Annotated in this window: 21 protein-coding genes; 12 read left to right on the top strand and 9 right to left on the bottom strand. The window is 43.8% G+C overall.

The window, feature by feature from the left end; all coding sequences use genetic code 11:
• Positions 1-4: 4 nt before the first annotated feature.
• Together MHH40_RS08425 and MHH40_RS08420 are read left to right on the top strand one after the other, a co-directional pair.
• Positions 5-565 carry a class D sortase gene (locus MHH40_RS08425; protein WP_050945486.1) on the top strand — a complete coding sequence of 187 codons (561 nt, stop codon included), beginning with the start codon at positions 5-7 and terminating at the stop codon, positions 563-565.
• Positions 566-670: 105 nt separating this feature from the next.
• Positions 671-955, top strand: a complete 285-nt coding sequence (locus MHH40_RS08420; RefSeq protein WP_050945487.1) for an AbrB/MazE/SpoVT family DNA-binding domain-containing protein — start codon at positions 671-673, stop codon at positions 953-955.
• A 40-nt stretch (positions 956-995) separates the two neighbouring features.
• Here MHH40_RS08420 and MHH40_RS08415 read toward each other — a convergent pair whose 3' ends face one another.
• From MHH40_RS08415 to tcyA, 3 genes are read right to left on the bottom strand one after another with little or no spacing between them, the layout of a single operon-like run.
• Entirely contained in the window at positions 996-1,739 is a 744-nt protein-coding gene (locus tag MHH40_RS08415) for an amino acid ABC transporter ATP-binding protein (RefSeq protein WP_050945488.1), read from the bottom strand.
• A 12-nt stretch (positions 1,740-1,751) separates the two neighbouring features.
• Positions 1,752-2,444: an amino acid ABC transporter permease gene (locus MHH40_RS08410; RefSeq protein WP_034325166.1), complete on the bottom strand. Its 693-nt coding sequence runs from the start codon at positions 2,442-2,444 to the stop codon at positions 1,752-1,754.
• Complete coding sequence (tcyA, locus tag MHH40_RS08405; RefSeq protein ID WP_003213831.1) at positions 2,431-3,246, bottom strand: cystine ABC transporter substrate-binding lipoprotein TcyA; 816 nt, start codon at positions 3,244-3,246, stop codon at positions 2,431-2,433. Before tcyA ends, MHH40_RS08410 begins: the two co-directional genes overlap by 14 nt.
• A gap of 325 nt (positions 3,247-3,571) precedes the next feature.
• Here tcyA and MHH40_RS08400 point away from each other — a divergent pair, with 325 nt between their 5' ends.
• Entirely contained in the window at positions 3,572-5,005 is a 1,434-nt protein-coding gene (locus tag MHH40_RS08400) for an amino acid permease (protein ID WP_212046365.1), read from the top strand.
• Between the two features lie 45 nt (positions 5,006-5,050).
• On the opposite strand, the gene MHH40_RS08395 is transcribed toward MHH40_RS08400, so the two are convergent.
• On the bottom strand, positions 5,051-6,544 hold the full coding sequence (locus tag MHH40_RS08395; RefSeq protein ID WP_044140493.1) for a peptide MFS transporter: 1,494 nt from the start codon (positions 6,542-6,544) through the stop codon (positions 5,051-5,053).
• Positions 6,545-6,806: 262 nt separating this feature from the next.
• Here MHH40_RS08395 and MHH40_RS08390 point away from each other — a divergent pair, with 262 nt between their 5' ends.
• The 8 genes from MHH40_RS08390 to MHH40_RS08355 all read left to right on the top strand — a co-directional run bounded on the left by MHH40_RS08390 (position 6,807) and on the right by MHH40_RS08355 (position 15,429).
• Positions 6,807-8,591, top strand: coding sequence for a right-handed parallel beta-helix repeat-containing protein (locus MHH40_RS08390; RefSeq protein WP_226804648.1), 1,785 nt, complete (start codon positions 6,807-6,809; stop codon positions 8,589-8,591).
• A gap of 200 nt (positions 8,592-8,791) precedes the next feature.
• Positions 8,792-10,117, top strand: a complete 1,326-nt coding sequence (locus MHH40_RS08385; RefSeq protein ID WP_226804649.1) for an LLM class flavin-dependent oxidoreductase — start codon at positions 8,792-8,794, stop codon at positions 10,115-10,117.
• A gap of 17 nt (positions 10,118-10,134) precedes the next feature.
• A complete protein-coding gene (locus MHH40_RS08380) occupies positions 10,135-10,638 on the top strand; it encodes a GNAT family N-acetyltransferase (RefSeq protein WP_340900924.1) in 504 nt (167 codons plus the stop codon).
• A 22-nt stretch (positions 10,639-10,660) separates the two neighbouring features.
• A complete protein-coding gene (locus MHH40_RS08375) occupies positions 10,661-11,455 on the top strand; it encodes an amino acid ABC transporter substrate-binding protein (RefSeq protein ID WP_050945492.1) in 795 nt (264 codons plus the stop codon).
• Positions 11,456-11,479: 24 nt separating this feature from the next.
• Positions 11,480-12,154 (top strand): amino acid ABC transporter permease, encoded by a 675-nt coding sequence (locus tag MHH40_RS08370; protein ID WP_003214174.1) that lies wholly within the window; start codon positions 11,480-11,482, stop codon positions 12,152-12,154.
• Positions 12,155-12,166: 12 nt separating this feature from the next.
• Entirely contained in the window at positions 12,167-12,913 is a 747-nt protein-coding gene (locus MHH40_RS08365; RefSeq protein ID WP_012008912.1) for an amino acid ABC transporter ATP-binding protein, read from the top strand.
• 33 nt (positions 12,914-12,946) lie between these two features.
• Positions 12,947-14,104: an amidohydrolase gene (locus MHH40_RS08360; protein WP_050945494.1), complete on the top strand. Its 1,158-nt coding sequence runs from the start codon at positions 12,947-12,949 to the stop codon at positions 14,102-14,104.
• Entirely contained in the window at positions 14,095-15,429 is a 1,335-nt protein-coding gene (locus tag MHH40_RS08355; RefSeq protein WP_340900923.1) for an MmgE/PrpD family protein, read from the top strand. The genes MHH40_RS08360 and MHH40_RS08355 overlap by 10 nt, the downstream gene beginning before the upstream one ends.
• Before the next feature lie 63 nt (positions 15,430-15,492).
• Here the strand turns inward: MHH40_RS08355 and MHH40_RS08350 are convergent, their stop codons facing one another.
• From MHH40_RS08350 to MHH40_RS08330, 5 genes are all read right to left on the bottom strand, one after another.
• On the bottom strand, positions 15,493-16,338 hold the full coding sequence (locus tag MHH40_RS08350; RefSeq protein WP_003213998.1) for a GAF domain-containing protein: 846 nt from the start codon (positions 16,336-16,338) through the stop codon (positions 15,493-15,495).
• Between the two features lie 164 nt (positions 16,339-16,502).
• Positions 16,503-17,879 (bottom strand): aspartate kinase, encoded by a 1,377-nt coding sequence (locus tag MHH40_RS08345; protein WP_335356167.1) that lies wholly within the window; start codon positions 17,877-17,879, stop codon positions 16,503-16,505.
• A gap of 174 nt (positions 17,880-18,053) precedes the next feature.
• Positions 18,054-19,487 carry an MDR family MFS transporter gene (locus MHH40_RS08340; protein WP_050945497.1) on the bottom strand — a complete coding sequence of 478 codons (1,434 nt, stop codon included), beginning with the start codon at positions 19,485-19,487 and terminating at the stop codon, positions 18,054-18,056.
• Positions 19,488-19,503: 16 nt separating this feature from the next.
• A complete protein-coding gene (locus MHH40_RS08335) occupies positions 19,504-20,370 on the bottom strand; it encodes a TetR/AcrR family transcriptional regulator (protein WP_226804653.1) in 867 nt (288 codons plus the stop codon).
• Between the two features lie 242 nt (positions 20,371-20,612).
• Positions 20,613-20,882, bottom strand: a complete 270-nt coding sequence (locus MHH40_RS08330; RefSeq protein ID WP_340900922.1) for a hypothetical protein — start codon at positions 20,880-20,882, stop codon at positions 20,613-20,615.
• A 124-nt stretch (positions 20,883-21,006) separates the two neighbouring features.
• Here MHH40_RS08330 and MHH40_RS08325 point away from each other — a divergent pair, with 124 nt between their 5' ends.
• Positions 21,007-21,318, top strand: a complete 312-nt coding sequence (locus tag MHH40_RS08325) for an ArsR/SmtB family transcription factor (protein WP_050945500.1) — start codon at positions 21,007-21,009, stop codon at positions 21,316-21,318.
• Positions 21,319-21,337: the final 19 nt, after the last annotated feature.

The raw sequence follows: 21,337 nt of genomic DNA, 5'->3' as shown, positions 1-21,337 counted from the left end.
ATCCATGTTTCAAAAAATCATCTCAACTCTATTGATCACAGCAGGTATTTGTCTTGTGATGATAGGATATATGAGGATCGTTGATGGGCAAAGGCAAGTAGATCAATCTTTCCAGTCTGCACAAGCAGCCATCCAGCAAAAGGGGCAAACAGATTCCCCTTTTGTCCCGAAGGCTGGTGAAACCATTGGGCTCTTGCACATTCCAAAGTTAAATGCTGAGTTACCAATTGTAGAAGGAACAGAAGCGGAGGATTTAGCAAAGGGCGTTGGTCATTATCACGAAAGCTATTTACCTAATGAACAAGGACAAATCGTTTTATCTGGGCATCGTGATACTGTGTTTAGACGAACAGGAGAACTGGTGAAAGGGGATCAACTCGTCATTGAACTTTCATATGGACGATTTACCTATGAAATTGAGAAAACAAAGATTGTGAAAAAAGATGATCAAAGTATTATTACATTGCAACAGGAAAAGGAAGAACTTATCCTCACCACATGTTATCCTTTTTCTTTCATTGGTCCTGCACCAAACAGATATATCATATATGGGAAGCGTGTTTAGCCACTGGATCAGCCTGCAACTTATCCTTTCACTAACCGATTAGAGCGCTTCATTCCTTGATAAAAAGGGAATCGCCTATATCTAGAGATGCAGGAGGGGGTCAATTTGTTAAATCAAGACTATGTAAGATATATAGATAACTTTGGAAGAATTGTTCTTCCGACAGATATAAGAAAACGGTTGAAAATTCATCCGCGCGATTTTATGGAGATTTATCGAGAAGAAGACCAAATTGTCATGAAGCCGTATTGGCAGGATAAACCTTGTATCGTCACAGGGGAAGTGACAGGCTCCAACAAAGTGCTATCGGGTGGAGTGGTTATCAGTCCAGAGGGAGCGAGACTGCTCCTGCAAGATTTACTGGCGCTTCGCTTGCAAAAGGAAATATAAAAAAAGGCTGTTCTCATCACGTGAGAACAGCCTTTTTTCATCATACTGGATTCAAAATCCGGTTTAAGAATTGTTTTGTTCGTTCTTCCTTTGGTCGTTTGAAGATTTCCTCTGGAGGACCTTGTTCGACGATGACGCCGCCATCAATAAAAATCACTTCGTCCGCCACTTCTTGGGCAAACTTGATTTCATGTGTGACAACTGCCATGGTCCAGCCTTCTTTCGCTAAATCCTTCATGACCTTTAAGACTTCTCCGACAAGTTCAGGGTCAAGCGCAGAGGTGGGTTCATCAAAAAGCATAAGCTCTGGCTGAATGGCAAGTGCACGGGCAATCCCGACACGCTGCTTTTGACCGCCTGACAGCTGGAATGGATACAGGTCTTTTTTATCTTCAAGACCGACCTTTTGCAAGAGCTGGATGGCTTCTTTTCGAACCATTTCCTTTGGACGGCGCTGTACTTGGACAGGACCTTCCATCACATTTTCAAGCACGGTGCGGTGTGGAAACAGGTGATAATCTTGAAACACCATTCCCGATTTCCGGCGAAGCTTCAGCAGATCAGCTGACTTATTTTTTTTCGAAAAATCAATCGAGAAATCATCGAAGGTAAAGGAGCCGCCATTTGGTGTTTCAAGTGCATTTAAACAGCGAAGCATCGTTGTTTTTCCTGAACCTGATGGGCCAAGAATGGCTACAACCTGCCCTTTGTTGATCGTAAAATCTATTGACTTTAAAATCTCATTTTCACCAAAGGATTTCTTGAGACCTTTGACTGTTAGCATGTCGTTCCCTCCTTACCTTGCGACATATCGATCAAGTCGTTTTTCAATTTGATGCTGAACGAGCGATAGAATGAAGCAGAATACCCAATAGATCAGGGCTGCCTCCATATAAATGAACAAGATCTGATCCAAGTTCGCCGCAGCAATTTCCTGAGATTTACGGAAAAGCTCTGCTACGAGGATTTGGGAGGCAAGAGATGTATCCTTCACCAAGCTAATGAATGAATTAGATAGCGGTGGAATCGATACACGCACAGCCTGCGGTAAAATCACGCGGACGAGCGTTTTACGATGCGTCATCCCAATTGAATAACCAGCTTCCCATTGTCCTTTAGGAACAGATAGGACGGATGCACGGATAATTTCCGACGCATACGCACCTACGTTTAATGAAAAAGCGATAATGGCACTTGGATATGGATCCAGTGTGATATTAAATGTCGGAAAGAAATAGAAAATAATAAACAATTGCACAAAAAGCGGCGTTCCGCGAACGGCCGACACATAGATGGAAAAAATCCATCTGAGGGCTTTGATTTTAGACATTCTAGCAAGTGCTGTCACAAGCGCGATAAAAATACCAATAATAAAAGCAATGATGGCGAGGGGGATTGTGTAATAAATCCCCTGCATCACCATTGGCCAAAAAGATTGCTGAAGAAGATCCCAAGGAATGACGACTCCTAGGGTATTACTTTGTAACATCTTCACCAAACCATTTCTTAGAAATCTTAGCAAGTGTACCATCTTTTTTCATTTCTTTTAATGCGCCATTCACTTTGTCAACGACTTCGCCGCTGCCTTTTCTGAATGCAAAGTAAGTTTCTTGAGGATCTCCTGTTTCAAATGCAACTTTTAGGTTTTTGTTCCCGCTTGTTTTCAAGTAATTCAATACAGCCAGCTTGTCATTGAACGTCAGATCAGCACGTCCTTGCTGAATCAATTGAATCGATTGTGCAAGACCTTCAACGCCTTCAATTTTAGCACCAGCATCTGTAGCTAGTTTATTGTAGTTACTTGTTAATGATTGTGCTGCTTTTTTGCCTTTTACATCAGATAGTTTCTTGATGTCGTTGTTATCTGATTTTGTCACAACAATGGCTTGAGACGTTGTGTATTTATCAGAGAACTCGTATTGATTTTCACGTCCAGTTTTACCAACTTGGTTCGCTACCACGTCAAAACGTTTTGAATTCAGTCCAGCAAACATGCTGTCCCATTGTGTTTCTTTGAATTCAGGTTTTAAGTCAAGACGTTTTGCTACTTCTGTGATGACTTCTACATCGTAGCCAGTTAATTTATCTGTCTTTTTGTCATGGAATGTGAAAGGAGCATAAGTTCCCTCTGTTCCGATCGTCAGAACACCTTTATCCTGAATGGATTTCCAAAGGTCGCCTGATTCCTTAGACCCAGATTGTTTATTCGCGTTGTCGCTTGCACCAGATCCACATGCCGTGATCAATGCAACACAAGCGCCTAACATAATGGCAAAGAACATTTTTTTCATTTTATTCCCCACTTTTCTTGTTGGTATTTACAACATATGATCTTACAGAGAAGCAACCTAAAAGTAAAGCATTTGAAACTAGCTTGAGCGAATCTCACCAACTTTATGCCCGCAACCCGTTTCTTTCAAACCTCTCACGTCTACAAAGCCTTTCATCTTTTATTTGTGCGAACATTATTAAAATAAAGACTTTGAGACAGTGACCATAGAAGGAAGCATATTTATTATAAAAGATGTATAATTAGTAGGTTGTTTTGAAAATGGAATGAATCACATGGAGACATGTTTTGATAAGTTATCATCTTAGAAGAAGGAGGGCATCATTGTGGATGTTGGACAAAATCAGCCCGAGCAATTGAAAAGGGCGATGACCTCCCGTCATTTATTTATGATTTCACTTGGCGGTGTCATTGGGACAGGCTTTTTCTTAGGAACGGGCTATACGATTGGACAAGCAGGGCCAGTTGGAGCCGTTCTTTCTTATATTGTGGGCGGATTGATTATGTATTTAACCATGCTGTGTCTTGGAGAGCTGTCGGTTGCACTTCCTGTGTCCGGGTCGTTTCATACGTATGCGACGAAATTTGTCAGCCCTGCAGCGGGTTTTGCGGTCGGCTGGATTTATTGGCTTGGCTGGGCAGCAACGGTCGCCCTGGAATTTTTATCAGCAGGACAGCTGATGAGGCGCTGGCTTCCACAAGTGGATGTGTGGATTTGGTGTCTCGTATTTGGACTGTGTCTTTTCTTATTAAATGCCCGGTCGGCGAAAGCGTTCGGGGAGTCGGAGTTTTTCTTTTCAACCATTAAGATTATTGCGATTTTACTCTTTATAGGTGTAGGCGGAGCGGCGATGTTTGGTTTTATTGAAACAACGAGCGGTGAACCTGCCCCTTACTTCAGTCATTTTGTGAGTGATGGGCTGTTTCCAAATGGATTGCTCGCCGTTGTGGTCACGATGATCACCGTGAACTTTTCATTCCAAGGAACAGAGCTGATCGGGATTGCGGCAGGAGAAAGTGAAAACCCTGAGAAAACCGTTCCTCGCTCAATTCATCAGACTGTTTGGCGTACACTCGTCTTTTTCGTCTTATCTATATTTGTCTTAGCGGGTATGGTGCCTTGGAAGGAAGCGAGTGTGCTGCAAAGTCCATTTGTTACTGTGTTTGAGAGAACGGGAATTCCTTTTGCGGCAGACATCATGAACTTTGTCATTATCATCGCTTTATTATCTGTTGCAAACTCTGGCTTGTACGCATCGACGAGAATGCTCTATTCCTTATCGAAAGAAGGAATGGCAGGAAAAGCATTTAGACGCGTGAATCAGCGCGGTATTCCGATGAATGCCTTACTGCTCACGTTCCTGTTTACAGGGATTTCGCTATTATCCGGGTTCTTTGCAGAGAAAACAGTATTTGCCTGGATCGTGTCCATTGCCGGCATGAGTGCCCAGACTGGCTGGATCACCATTACCTTATCACAAATGCTATTCCGCAGAAGATATCTTAAAGCAGGCGGAAAGCTGGAAAACTTAAAATTTAAAACCCCTCTCTATCCGGTTCTGCCGATTATTGCGATTACTCTCAACACCATTGTGTTGATCAGCCTTGCCTTTGATCAGGAGCAGCGCATCGGGTTATATGTCGGCGTCCCTCTCATGATCATTGGGTATGTCGTCTATCACCGCTATGTGAAAAAGCATCAGGCGAAAAGTGAACCGCTTAAGCTGCAAATTCATGGAGATGATGAGATCCGGTTTTAAACTAGAAAAAAGAAGCCAACCCAATGGGGAGGCTTCTTTTTTTATTTAATGAATACCTTTCATCGCTTTCTTAATCACTGGTGTTAAGAGCAGCATCACACCGCATAAAACGATGGCGAGCAATCCAATGATACCGAAATAGACGGTTTCTGGCACTTTATCAAACAGTTTGACCACTTGGGCATTGATCGCCTGTGCCATCGCATTTGAAAGGAACCAAAGGCTCATTGTTTGCGCTGAGAAGGCAGCAGGTGCAAGCTTTGTTGTCGCTGACAGCCCAACAGGTGATAAGCAGAGCTCTCCGATCACGACGAGGAAGAAGCTCAGAACGAGCCATAATGGGCTCACAAGTGTATTCGGACCAGACATGTAGGCAGGAATGATCATGATGATAAAGGATAATCCTGCAAACAGAAGGCCAAGTGAGAACTTAATCGGGGTAGACGGCTGTTTCTTTCCAAGTCTAATCCACAACCAAGCAAACACAGGAGACAGCAGCACAATAAAGATTGGGTTCAATGATTGAAACCACGAAGAGGCAAGTGTCATCCCAAGGAAATTCAAGTTTGTTCGTTGATCTGCATATGTGGCTAGAATGTTTGAGCCTTGTTCTTGAATCGCCCAGAACATCACCGCAGCAAGGAACAATGGAATATAAGCGAGAACCCTGGATTGCTCCACTGGGCTCGTCTTTTTACTGAAATACATGACGATGAAATACACAATCGGAATGAGCACACCAAGGACACTGACAAACCAAGTGAATAGATTAATCGTGAGTGCGCCTGTTTGAATGCCGATGACGACAAAAACAGCGAGCACAATGGCAATTAATGTTCCGAAAATTTTGAAGTTCTTGCGTTCAGTAGCTGATAACGGATTTGTTACATAAGTACCGGCAAGACCAAGATTCGGTTTTTTCGTGATCACAAATGTAATCAGACCAACAAGCATCCCAACGGCAGCAAGTGAGAATCCGAGGTGGAAGTTCACTTTTTGACCGAGTGTTCCGACAATTAGTGGGGCAATAAAACCGCCCATGTTGATCCCCATGTAGAAAATACTAAAGCCAGAATCCCTGCGTGGGTCTGTTTTGGAATACAAATCGCCAACAATGTTTGAAACATTCGGCTTCAGAAGACCTGTCCCAATAATAATCAGCCCCATACTAATAAAGAGCGCTGTTGCACCGCTTGGCAAAGCCAAAATGACATGTCCAAGCATAATGAAAACCCCGCCATAAAAGACCGTACTGGACGAACCGAATACTCGGTCGGCGAGCCATCCGCCAATAATGCCTGACATATAGACAAGCGCACCGTAGACAGACATGATCGAATTGGCTGTCGTCTGATCAAAACCAAGACCGCCCTTTGTCACCTCTGTGTACATATAGTAAATAAGCAGTGCACGCATGCCGTAATAAGAGAAACGCTCCCAAAATTCAGTGAAAAACAGTGTGTAAAGTCCTTTAGGATGTCCAAAAAAACCTTTTTGAGGAACACTTTTAACAATTTTATCGTGGTCAATTGTTGACATGGCATAGATCCTTTCTTAAAAAAAGAGATATGAGAAAAATGATATTCTTGTATAGTTCTTGTGTCAATATAAAACTATTCTAAAACAGGAAAATGTTAGTTAAATAGGCGTAAAGACTCAAAAAACGAAAAATTCTTTCAAGTAAGAATGGTCAGAAAGTTATATTGGAAGAATTTATTTAAAATTTGAAGGATTGTACAAGCAAACCTTTTACACATGCATAGGATGACAAGAGGACATGTGTGAAAAGGAGGGGTTTAGATTGGGGGAATTGAATGAATCTGATCTAAAAAAACCTGTTGTCAATGTTCAAGATTTTGGTGTAGTGGCGGATGGGAAAACGGACTGTACAGCGAGGCTTAATGAATGCTTAGAATGGACGAAAGCACAGGGGTATTCCCATGTCTGGCTGCCGAGCGGCACGTATGTCATCGATGCTGTGTACAGAGGTGATCAATTTTTTCCTTTCCGGGGTGCGGGTATACGTGTGCCAAGTCATATGACCATTGAGATGGCGCCGGATGCCGTAATTAAGGTGAAACCAAATGATTCGTGGGGGTATGCGGCCTTTTATATAGGAAAGGTTCAGCATGTGACCATCCGGGGTGGGCGAATCGAAGGGGATCGCCATGAGCATGTGTACAAGTCGCTTCCCCCTGAACGAAAAACCCATGAATGGGGCTTTGGGATATGTATTGAAGGGGCCTCTGATGTGGAAGTGAATCGTGTACAAATCAAGAATTGTACGGGAGACGGCATCATTGTCAGTCCCCACGGTTTATTATCACAAGCTGAATCGTACTCGCCTGCTTCATCTATTCACATTTCTGGCTGCCACATCACAGATTCAAGACGAAACAATATCTCGATTACAGGCTGTGATGGAGTCATTGTGGAGGACTGCCTGCTGGAGAGAGCAGGAGTTGACGGAGTCGAGCCGAGAATGGGCATTGATATTGAAGGCTACGGAGAAAATGCGGTTAATATGGAGGAACCACTGAATATTCAAATTCGAAACAACATTGTAAGAGGTGGTGCCGCAAGCTCCATTTATAACTTCAACGGCTATGGTGTCATCATTGAAGGCAATCACACAGACAGCAGTATCTCCTATGGCTTTGCCACCGAAACCATCATTGCCAACAATTTGATCCGTGCAGTAGGAGGAGGCGTCACAAAAGCTGGGATTACGAGCTTAGGAGTCTCTTTTGGTCAAACGGAAAACAATGTGATCATTATTGGCAATATGATTGAGGGATTTGAAAAAGGGATTGATGTGAGGGGCGATAGTGTTCACATTACAGGGAATAAGATCAGTCTATTTGAAGATGCGGCTTTGTCCGTTTATATGGCGAACCGTATTCTAATAGAAGGAAATCATATTGAATCGGGGACGAATATAGGGCAAAGAAGCGCAGCGCTGCGTATCTATCAGTCGGATAGCGTCGTCTTTTCAAACAATACGATTTACTCGGTGATTGATGGAGCGATGGTGAGAGGAACGAATATCCTGATCCAGCACAATCAATTTAAAGATTTCAGCAGAGGGATCTGGGTGCAGGAAGGAGAAGCTGGAGTTAACGGCAATCTCTTTATTCAAGAAGGACACCCAGAGCTAGGGTCTTCGTATACGATCAGTGTCACTGGAAATGCAAAGGCTTTCATTTGGCAAAATCGCTTTAAGCACTACCAAAACTACGCCGTATACAGCAGCACGACTGGTCCATTAGAAATCAAAGACAATTCCTTTGAAGAATCATCTTTATATGTCGTGATGTATATTAAGAACGGTTCACCACAAATCGGAGATAACCGCTTTTATTTAAATCGTTCGATCGGACAGCCGACGGCGATCTTTATCGATCAAGCCGCCTCAGCCCGTGTGCTGCGGAATAACATCATTAATTTATCTCCTCAAAAAGCGATTGCCGTCCGCACCATATCTTCCACTCATTCCGTGATCGCCCATAACATGCTGGAACGCAGCCAATTGATGACACATACTACAGATCGGCTCATTGGGAATATTGAAATCGATACACCGTGATAAACGGGTGAAATCCCTAATTTTGGAGGTTCAGAAGGCGGTTGACAATCCTGTAAAAAGGGCATATAGTAATAATTATTTTTCATTTTTCGCAACATTTGCCCTTTTTTTATTGATAAAACCGATTAATTCAATCAGAAAAATGTATCTTACGAGGACTTCAGTTTGATACAGCAGGATATAGAAAGGATGAAGAACAAGTGTCACAGCCGAAAAGGAAGCTCAAGCTAGGCGTATTCATCGCAGGAACTGGACATCATGTTGCCTCTTGGAGACATCCGAATGCCGTATCAGATGCAGCCATGAACCTGGATTATTTTAAACAATTAGCGAAAAAAGCAGAGGAAGGAAAGCTAGATTTACTCTTTTTAGCCGACAGCTTATCCATTAACCAAACCTCTCATCCGAATGTACTGACGAGATTTGAACCGCTTACCCTGCTTTCGTCCATTGCTGAGTCTACTTCATCAATTGGTTTAGCAGCAACAGCATCCACTACATACAGTGAGCCTTTCCATATTGCAAGACAGTTTGCCTCCCTTGATCATTTATCAGGCGGAAGAGCGGCATGGAATGTGGTCACATCTTCTATTGAAGAAACAGCGAAAAACTTTAGCGGAGAAGAGCATTTAGCCCACCATAAACGATACGAGCGAGCAGAAGAGTTCGTCGAGGTCGTGAAAGGTCTTTGGGATTCTTGGGAGGAAGACGCCCTTGTCAGAAACAAGGAAACGGGAGAATTCTTTGAATCTAGTAAGCTTCATGAGCTCCAGCATAAAGGAGAGTTCTTCTCAGTACGAGGTCCTCTCAATGTATCACGCACGCCTCAAGGGCAGCCAGTGATCATTCAAGCAGGATCATCCGAAGATGGTCAAAAGCTTGCAGCAAAAACAGCTGAACTCATTTTCACAGCACAAAACGATCTCAAAAAAGCGAAGGAATTTTATCAAAGCTTGAAGGAGAAAGTAGAGGCTGCTGGCCGTGCTAGAGAGGACGTCAGCATTATGCCGGGCATCTTCCCGATTATTGCTGATACAGAGGAAGAAGCCAAAGCGAAATATGAAGAATTACAGGAGCTGATTGTTCCTGAGATTGGGCTGAGCATTCTGCAAAACTACTTAGGTGGGATTGATCTGTCTCAGTATCCTTTAGACGGACCGCTTCCAGAGATTGATCCAAGTACGTCAAATGCGGTAAAAAGCCGTTTTGATCTCGTGATGAATATGGCGAGAAAGGATCACCTGACCATTCGCCAGCTCTATCAATCGGTTGCCGGCTCTCGTGGTCATAATATTTTCATTGGTACACCGCAGCAGCTCGCAGATGTGATGGAGACATGGATCAATGAAGAAGCAGCAGACGGCTTTAACGTCATGCCGCCGCTATTGCCAGAAGGGCTGGATATGTTCGTAGACCGCGTCGTCCCAATCCTTCAGGAAAGAGGCTTATTCAAAACAGAATATACAGGACAAACCTTACGAGAAAATCTAGGATTAACTGAGCCAAAAAATCGCTACACGACATAAGGGTGAGGTGACTAACGTTGGGATACACGTTTCGTCTGGCAACAGAGGCAGATATAGAGGCACTGCTTGAACTGACAATAAGAGCCTATGAGCCAATTCGTGAGCTCGGCATCCGGTTCCAAGCAGCATATGCTGATTTTGCTCTCGTTCAGAAAAATGTACAAAAGAATCTTTGCTATGTGATGGAAGAAAACGGAGAGCTTCTATCCACCTTGTCGCTCCGTATGCCTTGGGGAGAACAGCCAGGCCCGTTCGGCGTCCCTCACATTTGGTGGTTTGCCTCAGAACCATCCGCCAAAAAAGGGACAGGCTCTGTCTTGCTGGAATGGGTGGAAACCGAAGTGTTGAGGGATACCTTGAAGGTGCCATACGTATCTCTAGGTACAGCTGATAAGCATCCGTGGCTCATCGACATGTATGAGCGCAAAGGCTACGTCAGAGCAGGAGAAAAGGATTTAGGCAAGGGGCACATCACGGTTTATTTTAAAAAACAACTAAGATCAGATATCACACAACCATAAAAGGAAAGAAGGGTATACGAACATGAAAAACAAAAAGTGGCTAGTCGTTCTATTTGCAGCAATGCTGGCAGTTTTAGCAGCTTGCGGCGGGGGCAATCAGGGTGAAGGCAAAGATGAAAAAGTATTAAAGGTAGGTGCCACAGGACAAAGCTATCCGTTTGCCTATAAAGACAATGGCAAGCTTGTTGGCTTCGATGTCGAAGTAACTGAAGCGGTTGCGAAAAAGCTCGGCTACAAACTAGACTGGCAGCTGAGTGAATTCAGCGGACTCATGGGACAGCTGACATCTGGTAAGCTGGATACAGTGTCAAACCAAGTCGCAGTCACAGATGAGCGTAAACAAACGTTTAATTTCACTGATACGTACGCTTATGCAGGAACACAAATCATCGTGAAAAAGGACAACAACGACATCAAAGGTCTTGATGATTTAAAAGGAAAAACAGTGGCGGCGGTTCTTGGCTCTAACCACGCCAAAAACTTAGAAAGCAAAGATCCGGACAAAAAAATCAATATTAAAACATATGAAACGCAAGACGGTGTCTTAAATGAAGTGGCAAATGGCCGCGTAGATGCTTATGTCAACGGACGCAGTGTATTACTTGCTCAAATTGAAAAAACAGGTCTGCCACTCAAAATCGTTGGCAACCCAATTGTGTATGAAGAAGTAGGCTACCCATTTGCCAAAGATAAAAAGCATGACAAGCTAAGAGAAGAATTTAACAAAGCGATTAAAGAATTAAGAGAAGACGGGACACTTAAGAAATTGTCTGAGAAGTATTTCAAAGACGATGTCACAGTGCCAATTAAAAAATAACGACAGCGGCGGTGAAGAGCAGACATGAACAAAATTGATTGGCAGTATATGGTGACCGTTTTTCCGACATTGATCCAATACTTGCCGATAACGATCTTCATGGCGATTGTCTCCATGGTATTTGCCATTATCATTGGTGTGGTATTCGCGCTCATTACGAAAAACCGGATACCTGTTTTATACCAATTTGCCAAGCTGTATATTTCTTTTTTCAGAGCGGTTCCAACCTTGGTTCAGCTCTTTCTCATTTATTTTGGTCTTCCGCAGCTATTCCCTGCGATGACTTCAATGGATGCCCTAACAGCGGTCATTATCGGATTAAGTATTAAAAACTCAGCATACTTAGCAGAAATTTTCAGAGCGGCCCTTAATTCTGTAGATGAAGGGCAATTGGAAGCTTGTCTATCTGTCGGCATGACAAGATGGCAGTCTTACGTCAGAATTATTTTCCCGCAGGCAATTAGAAATGCGATTCCAGCGACGGGGAATACCTTTATCGGTCTTTTAAAAGAAACATCTCTTGCCTTTACGATTGGTGTGGCAGAAATGTTTGCACAAGGGAAGATGATTGCATCGGCGAACTATAAATACTTTGAAACCTATTTAGCCGTAGGGATTGTGTATTGGGTGATGACCATCATTTATAGCTTCCTTCAAGACCTATTTGAACGAAAAATTAGCAAACCTTACCGGAATTAAGGAGGTGTGGACATGATCAAGCTCACCAATTTGAAGAAATCATTCGGCGACCTTGTCGTCTTAGACGGAATCAATCTCGACGTGCAAAAAGGGCAGGTTGTGGCCATTATCGGACCTTCTGGCTCCGGTAAATCCACCTTGCTGCGCTGCTTAAATTTATTAGAAATACCAGATGAAGGCACGATTGAAATTGGCGATGCGAAGCTCGATGCGTCTAAATATACACGAAAAGAAGCCCATCACCTGCGTCAACAAACGGCCATGGTGTTTCAAAACTATAATCTATTTAAAAACAAGACAGCACTGCAAAACATCACAGAATCACTGCTTGTGACGAAAAAAATGACGAAGCAGCAGGCAAATGAGATTGGAATGAAGCTGCTGAAGCAGGTAGGGTTAGAGCAAAAGGCTGACAGCTATCCAGTCACGTTATCTGGCGGACAGCAGCAGCGAATTGGGATTGCCCGCGCATTAGCGGTTGATCCACATGCGATTCTGCTCGATGAACCAACGTCAGCACTTGATCCAGAGCTTGTCTCAGGTGTGCTTCAAGTCATTAAATCCATTGCGATTCAAGAAACAACGATGATCATCGTCACACATGAAATGGCGTTTGCAAGAGAAGTGGCAGACCATGTGATTTTCATGGCGGATGGTCATATTATTGAACAGGGCACACCAACTGAGCTATTTGATGAAACGAAGAATGAACGGACAAAACGATTTATCCAAAAAGAAGCAGCGGCTGAAGAAGCATAAGCTGCTTTTTACTCTTTAGAGGGGTGAGTATCAGTGAAATCAATAGGAAATGAAGCATTAAACAAACGTTTAATTAACATTCGCCGAGCGCTTCATGAGCATCCAGAGCTGGCATTTGAAGAACATGAAACGACTAAAAAACTGCGCAGCTGGTTAAAAGAAGAAGGGATCACCGTACTCGATTTTCCAGCTCTTCAAACAGGTGTTGTCTGTGAAATCAAAGGAGAACAAGAGGGACCAACAATTGCCCTGAGAGCCGATATTGATGCACTTCCGATTGAAGAAGCATCTGGCGAACCATTTTCTTCAAAGGTACCGGGCAAAATGCATGCATGCGGACATGATTTCCATACAGCTTCTATCTTTGGAGCGGCTCTTTTATTAAAAGAACGGAAACACGAGATAAAAGGAACGGTCCGCATTTTGTTCCAGCCGGCTGAGGAAGTCGCGCAAGGAGCGAAACATGTCATAGAGGCAGGCGTTTTAGATGGAGTGGATGCGATTTTTGGTATGCACAACAAACCTGACCTGCCAGTTGGCACTATAGGCATTAGAGAAAAAGCGTTGATGGCAAGTGTAGACCGGTTTGAAATAAATATTAAAGGAACGGGTGGTCATGCAGGTATTCCGAATCATACGGTGGACCCGATTGCCATCAGCGGGCAGATCACAAGTGCTCTTCAGCAAATCGTTAGCCGCCGCATCAGCTCATTGCATCATGCAGTTGTCAGTATCACACGCATTCAAGGTGGTACTTCATGGAATGTGATTCCTGATCGTGTTGAGATGGAAGGAACCGTTCGGACGTTTGAGCCTGAAGTAAGAGCGATGATTCCAGAGCTTATGAAACAAATCGTGAGTGGGATTGCCGAGGGATTTGGGGCGAAAGGTGAAGTGAAATGGCATCCGTATTTGCCTTCTGTGTTGAATGACGATCGTTTGACAAAGGTGGTCGAAGAAACGGCAAGTGCACTGGATCTCACAGTAGTTCAGGCAGAGCAGTCACCGGGCGGAGAAGATTTTGCCCTTTATCAAGAACACATTCCAGGCTTTTTCGTATGGATGGGGACAAGCGGTACCGAGGAATGGCATCACCCTGCCTTTACATTAAATGAAGGCGCACTTCCTGTTGCCGCTGCCTTCTTTGCTGAGCTTGCTGTTCGGGCATTGGAGTCACGATCATGGAACTAACAAAACAACTGGCAGAGGTTGTACTGTCTGCTCATCCACTTCAAGACCAGAGGGCGGTAGAAATGGCTCGAAATGGTCTGTTAGATGCTGCGGCAGCAGCGCTTGCTGCGAAAGAGGATGAAGGAATTCAAAAGCTCATGGCACTGGTGGAACAAGAAGGCGGAGCAGCTCAAATTCCTGTCATTGGACAAGGGAAGAAGGTCAGCCGTCAATCCGCAGCCATGCTGAACGGCTACCTGATCCACGCCCTTGATTATGATGATGTGCATTCAGATGTGAGAGGGCATCCCAGTGCGGTGATCATCCCAGCATTGCTATCACAGCTATCAGACGGCAAAGGGTTTGGCGATCGATTTTTAGCAGCCTACATCACCGGTGTTGAAGTGATGGCGAGGCTTGGCGAATCCATCGGCAAGGCGCATTATGAACGGGGCTGGCATAATACCGGAACCCTTGGAGCCATTGCGGCAGTATGTGCCATTGGGTATTTAAAACAAGTCTCGCAGGAAGAGCTGATGAAGGCAATCGGCTTTGCTGGAGCGCAATCGGCCGGAATGCGAAAGCAGTTCGGCTCTGATATGAAGCCATTACAAGCCGGCTTAGCGGCTAAAACAGCTGTCTGGTCTATGGATTTAGCTTGTTCAGGTTTCGGCGGGAATGAAACGGTTCTTGATGGCACGCTTGGTTTCTTTTCTCTCTATGGAGATCAGGAGCGTGCGGAAAGTCGTTTACTAGAGGGGTATGGTATAGCGTGGCGTATTGTCTCGCCGGGGCTGTGGTTCAAAGTATACCCGTTCTGTTCAGCTGCGCATCATGCAGCCGATGCGATCCAATCCTTAATGAAAGAGCATCCTTTCTTACCGGAGCAGGTGAAACAAGTAGAGGTCCTATTCCCGCCTGGCGGAGATGCAGCGCTTATTGAGCGGGCACCTTCGACTGGAGAAGAAGGACGATTCAGTGCCGAATACGTGATCGCACTTGCCGTGTTTGGACAGACGCTCACGCTGGATCACTTTACGAAAAAATCCATTCCATCACACATGCGCACATGGATGAAGCGGGTGAGCAGAGGATATGATCAAACGATAGAACCCCATCCAGACGCAGTCCCAAAAGGTCGCTTTACGATTGTGAAGCTTACCTTATCTGATGGCACCATCATTAGCGAACGAGTCGATATTCCGCGGGGCGCACCAGGCCATGCATTATCGAAAGAAGACATCATGCAAAAATTAAACAGTGTCACTGACGATTCACATGCACAGAAGATTGTACAAGTTATTGAAGACGGAAACGATTCTTCTTATTTGCAGCTGTTGGCATGATTGAAAAAGAAGAAAAAGGGCTAAAATAAACATCATTTTAGCCCTTTTTGTATATATCATTTCTTAATCCATTTTGGTAAACGTCAAGCCAATATGAGCAAGTGCCTGCGGCAAGTCTTTCCGAATGGTGATGTCTTTAAATGAAATATTCGATTGAATCGCACTTAAAGCAAGGTCTTGTTTAATCCCTGTTAAAACAGCCGAAATCCCTAAAAGTCTCAGCGTTTGTGCATAGCTGACCAGATATTGAATGCTCTGTTCATTCAGGCGTTTTGTTCCCGATACATCAATGACCAAATGAGAGAGCGACAGCCTATAGCTTTCCTGTAAAATGGTTTCTAATATATGCTGAGCACGTGTCTCCTCGATATCACCAAGTAGAGGAAGCACGGCGACACCGTCAACAACTGGGACGATCGGTACAGATAATTGCTGAATCTGCCGGTTGGCACGGTCTAGTTCGAGGACGTAGCTTAATAGAGAAGCCATCGTTTCAAACATATGCACATGCTCTTCTGTGAATTGCTGCGGTCTTAAATCAAGCCCGCAAATCGTTCCGTAGTTCGTACCATCTGTAAAATCAATCGGCACGCCGATGAATGATCCGCCTTGAAGACGTTTCGTAACTTCTAAGTATTTAGAACGATCATCCAATGATATATCAGGGATCACAAGCGTATCCTGATGATCAACCGCCAGCTTGCAAAATGTCTTCTCGTAAGGAATTTCTTCTCCTTCTTCAAGAAGCTGCTCGTCATGATTTAGCACCTTGACAATCTGATTGGTGGTTTGATCGTTTTTAGCAATAAACAGTGTATTCACATCAGTGAATTGACTCATCATATTTAGAATACTCGTAGAAGCATCATGAAAATTGCGAAACTGTTTTAATAGTTGTTGACGAGGCATTGTTTTAGGACTCCTTGTAGCTCCGATCATAGGCCGGAACAATAGTTGGTTTGTCTCTATCATACAAAATCAAACGAGAAATAGATACATTTTAATGCGCAAATCCATGTGAATCAGGTGAGAACAAAAAAGACTGCCGACCCTGAGATCTGACAGCCTGCTGATTAAAGAGAGACCGGGACGGTAGACATAGAGAAAAATTCCTCATACAACGCTTGAACGGCTTCTTTTTCTTGAGCCGCTTTGACGCCAAACATCATGCTGACCTCTGAAGATCCTTGATTGATCATTTCAATATTGACCTTCGCTTTTGACAGCGCCTTTGCTGCTCTTGCTGTGGTGCCAACATTGTGACGCATCGCTTCTCCTACAATCATAATGAGGGAGAGATTCGGCTCTAACACGACCTCATCTGCATCAAGCACGAGCTTTAAGCGATCGAGTAGCTCTTGTTCAATATGCTGCTCCTCCAGCTGATCCTGCCTTAAAATAATGTTCATATCATCAATGCCAGAAGGGACGTGCTCATACGTAAGCCCATATTCCTCTAATGTTTGCAGCACCTTACGCCCAAATCCGATTTCTCGGTTCATCAAATATTTGCTAATATAAATGCTGCAAAATCCGCTGTCTGAAGCGATTCCGACAACGGGTCCATTTGTATGATCCCGCTGGTTCACAATTTTTGTGCCTTTTGCCGAGGGATTATTGGTGTTTTTAATCTGCACAGGAATGCCTGCACGGAAGGCCGGAATGAGTGCTTCATCATGGAACACAGAAAAACCAGCATAGGACAGCTCGCGCATTTCCCGGTACGTTAGCTCTGTAATCTCCTTCGGCTCATGAACGATCGTTGGATTGACAGCGTAGACAGCATCCACATCTGTAAAGTTTTCATACACATCTGCCTTCAAACCGTTTGCCAAAATGGAACCGGTAATATCGGAGCCGCTGCGAGAAAAGGTGACAATGTCTCCCGATAGACTAAAGCCAAAAAAGCCAGGGAATATGATGATGCCAGAGCGCTCTCTTAATTTATACAAATGATCATATGACTCCGGTAAAACTTGCGCTTGACCAGGCTCATCGCTCACAAATAAACCAGCTTCCTTTGGGTTCACATAGTGAGCTTCGACACCTTGATAGCGGAAATAGGCGGCAATGAGTTTTGCGTTATTGTCTTCACCGCTTGCTTTGATGGCATCAAGATATCGCTCAGGATGAGACGTATCTGCCTGTAAGAGGGTATCTAGATCTTGCCGGATGGTGTCAATCACGTTATGACTTAACCCGAGTTCATCCGCAATCGAGGCATACCGCTTGATGACGGCTTCCTGTAAATCGTGTGCTTCGCCTAAACGTAAATATTGCTCACCACAGCTAATTAATAGATCGGTGACCTTCGTATCCGTTGAATGCCGTTTTCCTGGTGCGGAAACAACGACTGCTTTTCGAGCTGGATCTGCTGTTACAATGTCAAATACCTTTTGCAGCTGCTTGCCAGAGGCAAGTGAACTGCCACCAAATTTAACGACCTTCAATGCATACATCTCCTATAGTAAAAATTTTCTCACAAATTGAATAGTTCCTATTATCAACTCTTTTCTTCAAATTATCAAGGTTTTTCTTCACTAGAAATACAAATGTGTTTTCAGAGAGGACGGTATAGCGTGAGTATATGAAAAAAGAGCCGGCAATATGCCGAGCTCTTTTTCTTATGAAGAAGATGATGAGGAAGATAGCTCCTGCTTCATCACTTTATTATTGCGTTTTTCCTTTAAGAAAAAGGAGAGGACAAGCCCAATGACAGCAATCAGACCAGAAATGAAGAATGACGTATTCATTCCATGAACGGCTGATTTTAATGGGCTGGCTAATTCTGCATTTGCAGCAGAGCTGCTCATGATGGAGACAAGCACAGCCGTCCCAATGGAACCGCCCATTTGTCTCATCGTATTATTCATCGCTGTCCCATGCGGGATCAAATGAGGCGGTAAAGAGTTGATACCTGCTGTTGTCAGCGGCATCATGATCATCCCAACCCCGATTAAGCGAAGCGTGTAAGCGACCGTAATGAGGGCGATCGATGAATCAAGGGTGAGCAGCATAAATGGCAAGGTCGTCACGGTAAGTATCGTAAACCCGCCTAATGCCAGCCCTTTTCCGCCGACTTTATCAAAAATCCGTCCAATAATTGGTGAGAGGAGCCCCATAAAGAGAGCACCTGGCAATAAGATCAGTCCTGTATCAAGAGCAGACAACCCTCTGACATTCTGCGTATAGAGCGGCAGAATCGTCTCTGTCCCAATCAATAAAGCAAAGACAAGCATCCCAAGAAAGGTCGTCAAGCTAAAGATTGCAAACTTAAAGACACCAAATTCAAGCATCGGTCTTGTCAAATTCGACTGGCGCAGAATAAAGAAGAACAAGCTCACAGCGCCGACAATCAACGAAATGAGGACAGTGGCACTTGTCCAGCCGTATGTGCCAACACTAGAAAATCCGTAAAGCAGTCCGCCGAAACCGAAGGACGACAAGATGACAGATAAAACATCAATACGTGTCTCTCTTTGCTGCGTTACATTTTTCATTAAGAAGAAAGCAAGAATGAGATCAATGATACCGATTGGCAGAACAATATAGAACAAGAACTTCCAGCTGAAGGAATCAACAATCCAGCCGCCAAGTGTCGGTCCAAGAGCTGGTGCGAAAGATATGACAAGTCCGACCATGCCCATTGCCTGCCCGCGCTTTTCTTTCGGGAAAATGGTTAAAAAGATCGTTTGCATCAGCGGCATTAAAATCCCTGCGCCAGCTGCCTGCACAATACGCGCTGCAAGTAATACAGGGAAATTCGTAGCGAATGAAGCAAGAATGGTACCGGCTGTAAAGATGCTAAGCGCTGTTAAAACTAAAGAACGGCTTGAAAATTTCTCGATTAAGAAAGCCGTGATCGGGATGAGAATCCCGTTTGTCAGCATAAAGGCTGTGGTGAGCCACTGTCCTTTGCTGACATCAATATTGAATTCCTCCATGATATGTGGGATCGCTGGTATGAGCAGCGTTTGGTTTAAAATCGCCACGAATGCCCCAACGAGGAAAATCCCCACAATCACAGATCGATTATACGATGTTGTAGATTGGTTCATGTTATCCCTTCTTTATCTATAAGATGATGCTTTTCAGCTGTGACACGTTTTGTGATAAAATGCTATTTTTGCCTAAATAATCGAGTAGTGAGCTGATTAAAAAGGTTCTCGGTTGGTCCTTTGATAATTCTTCACTTAGCAGTTCAAACGCAGAGAGGAAATCGTCCTTTTCTTCCCCGTTTACCAGTGTGTGAAGCTCTTGTTTAATCTTCGTTAAGTACGAGATGACAAGCTTTTCTTCATCGTATTCGTCCTGTGTGGAAAGCAAATAAGAGTCCATCAGCTGATCTGTTAGCACAGGCTCAATAGAGCAAGGCTTTTTCGACACACGGTCCATCACGCCGATAATCATTTCGGCGGCATTTTCTAATTGGATGTTCTTGCGCTCAATAGCCAGCATTAAAATGAATTCTCTCATTAATCCGTTGAGGACAATGACAAGATCCCAGACGTAAGGCGCAACAGATTCCCCATATGTGCTTAAAATAATGTCTCTGTGCCGCTGCATGATAATGGAGCGTGTCTCACGTAAATGCTTAATCACAATGGGCGAATGCTGTGAAAAAGCTTCAAAGGACAGCATATTCAAAAATTTATGATTCTCTTTAAACTCTTCAAGCTCAAGCTTGATCTTCTTTGTGAATTTTTCCTTTTTGGACAGCGTCGTTTCTGAATGAATGATCTGAGAAATCTCTCTCATTTTGCACTGATTGTATTTAATCAGTTCTAATAGAAGAGCTTCCTTTGAATCAAACAGCTTATAAATAGACGCTTTTGATATTTTACAGGCATCGGCAATTGACTGCATGGAGACACTCATATAGCCTTTTTGAGAAAATAATTTCTTCGAAACCCGCAAAATCTCTTCTTGCTTTTCATTCATCTTCATAAGTCCTTTCCGAATCGGCAAAACCATATGGTCACAATGGAAACCGAGTGGTCACTTTTGCAATGATAACAAAACCAATGACCTATGACAAGAAAAGAAACTTAAAAAACACCTATCTTATGACAGGTATTTTATCCTTCTGCATGTGCGGCATATATGATGATCTGTCCGTTAAGTTCAGCGATCAAAAGGTCTTTTCGCTCCTTTACAGAGTAAATCGCTGTCCCTTTTTTCAGCTAGGAAGCTGTGCCGTGATTAAAATGTTCGGCAGCTGTTTTCTGAATCACACCTAATTGCTGATCTTTAGTGACGGTTAGTTGATGGGTCCAATCTACATTTGCTTCATAGACAGTTTTTTCCCATTGAAATAAATCTGCCTGTTCATCGAGAGCTAATAACTCTTCTGCACTAGGTGGTTTAGATTCGGAATGCTGGACGGATTGGCATCCATATAAGCACATGGCGAGTAACATTATACATAAGTCAGTCCATCTCTTTCGTGTCAAATGAGATCCTTCCCTTCACAAGAAAGCTTGTATATGGTCATAGTCGTTTGCGAAGGATGTATCGTTACTTTATGAGGCGAGTAAGAAAATTGTATGTTGGCACAAAATACGATACATTTATCGTATGAATAATCCAATCTATCCAACCCAAGAAGACATGAGACTGATTTCTGTGCTGCACGCTTTGGCTGATCCTGTCCGTTTAGAAATTGTCCGCTGTTTAGCGGAAACGGGGGAGAGGACATGCGGCACATATGAAATGAACATTGCCAAATCTACGCTTTCCCATCACTTCAAAGTGCTGAGGGAGGCAGGTATCGTGAAAGTGAGAATTGACGGAAAACACCGCTACTATTCTTTAAGAAAACAAGACATCGAGACCGCTTTTCCTGGGCTCATGTCATCCATTCTAGCCGTAGATAAAGAGCGGTGGTAAGCCAGCTGTCTAGTAAAGC

The sequence above is a fragment of the Bacillus sp. FSL K6-2431 genome (assembly GCF_038005165.1).
GTDB classification, from domain to species: domain Bacteria; phylum Bacillota; class Bacilli; order Bacillales; family Bacillaceae; genus Bacillus; species Bacillus pumilus.
This window is presented reverse-complemented; position numbering and strand designations above follow the sequence as displayed.

What these genes read in the sequence shown, in the direction of transcription:
- MHH40_RS08340 (WP_050945497.1), bottom strand. Translation starts at nt 19,487, where the DNA reads ATGAACCAATCTACAACATCGTATAATCGATCTGTGATTGTGGGGATT.
- MHH40_RS08325 (WP_050945500.1), top strand. Translation starts at nt 21,007, where the DNA reads ATGAATAATCCAATCTATCCAACCCAAGAAGACATGAGACTGATTTCT.
- MHH40_RS08350 (WP_003213998.1), bottom strand. Translation starts at nt 16,338, where the DNA reads ATGCCTCGTCAACAACTATTAAAACAGTTTCGCAATTTTCATGATGCT.
- tcyA (WP_003213831.1), bottom strand. Translation starts at nt 3,246, where the DNA reads ATGAAAAAAATGTTCTTTGCCATTATGTTAGGCGCTTGTGTTGCATTG.
- MHH40_RS08415 (WP_050945488.1), bottom strand. Translation starts at nt 1,739, where the DNA reads ATGCTAACAGTCAAAGGTCTCAAGAAATCCTTTGGTGAAAATGAGATT.
- MHH40_RS08365 (WP_012008912.1), top strand. Translation starts at nt 12,167, where the DNA reads ATGATCAAGCTCACCAATTTGAAGAAATCATTCGGCGACCTTGTCGTC.
- MHH40_RS08375 (WP_050945492.1), top strand. Translation starts at nt 10,661, where the DNA reads ATGAAAAACAAAAAGTGGCTAGTCGTTCTATTTGCAGCAATGCTGGCA.
- MHH40_RS08410 (WP_034325166.1), bottom strand. Translation starts at nt 2,444, where the DNA reads ATGTTACAAAGTAATACCCTAGGAGTCGTCATTCCTTGGGATCTTCTT.
- MHH40_RS08370 (WP_003214174.1), top strand. Translation starts at nt 11,480, where the DNA reads ATGAACAAAATTGATTGGCAGTATATGGTGACCGTTTTTCCGACATTG.
- MHH40_RS08355 (WP_340900923.1), top strand. Translation starts at nt 14,095, where the DNA reads ATGGAACTAACAAAACAACTGGCAGAGGTTGTACTGTCTGCTCATCCA.
- MHH40_RS08395 (WP_044140493.1), bottom strand. Translation starts at nt 6,544, where the DNA reads ATGTCAACAATTGACCACGATAAAATTGTTAAAAGTGTTCCTCAAAAA.
- MHH40_RS08335 (WP_226804653.1), bottom strand. Translation starts at nt 20,370, where the DNA reads ATGAATGAAAAGCAAGAAGAGATTTTGCGGGTTTCGAAGAAATTATTT.
- MHH40_RS08425 (WP_050945486.1), top strand. Translation starts at nt 5, where the DNA reads ATGTTTCAAAAAATCATCTCAACTCTATTGATCACAGCAGGTATTTGT.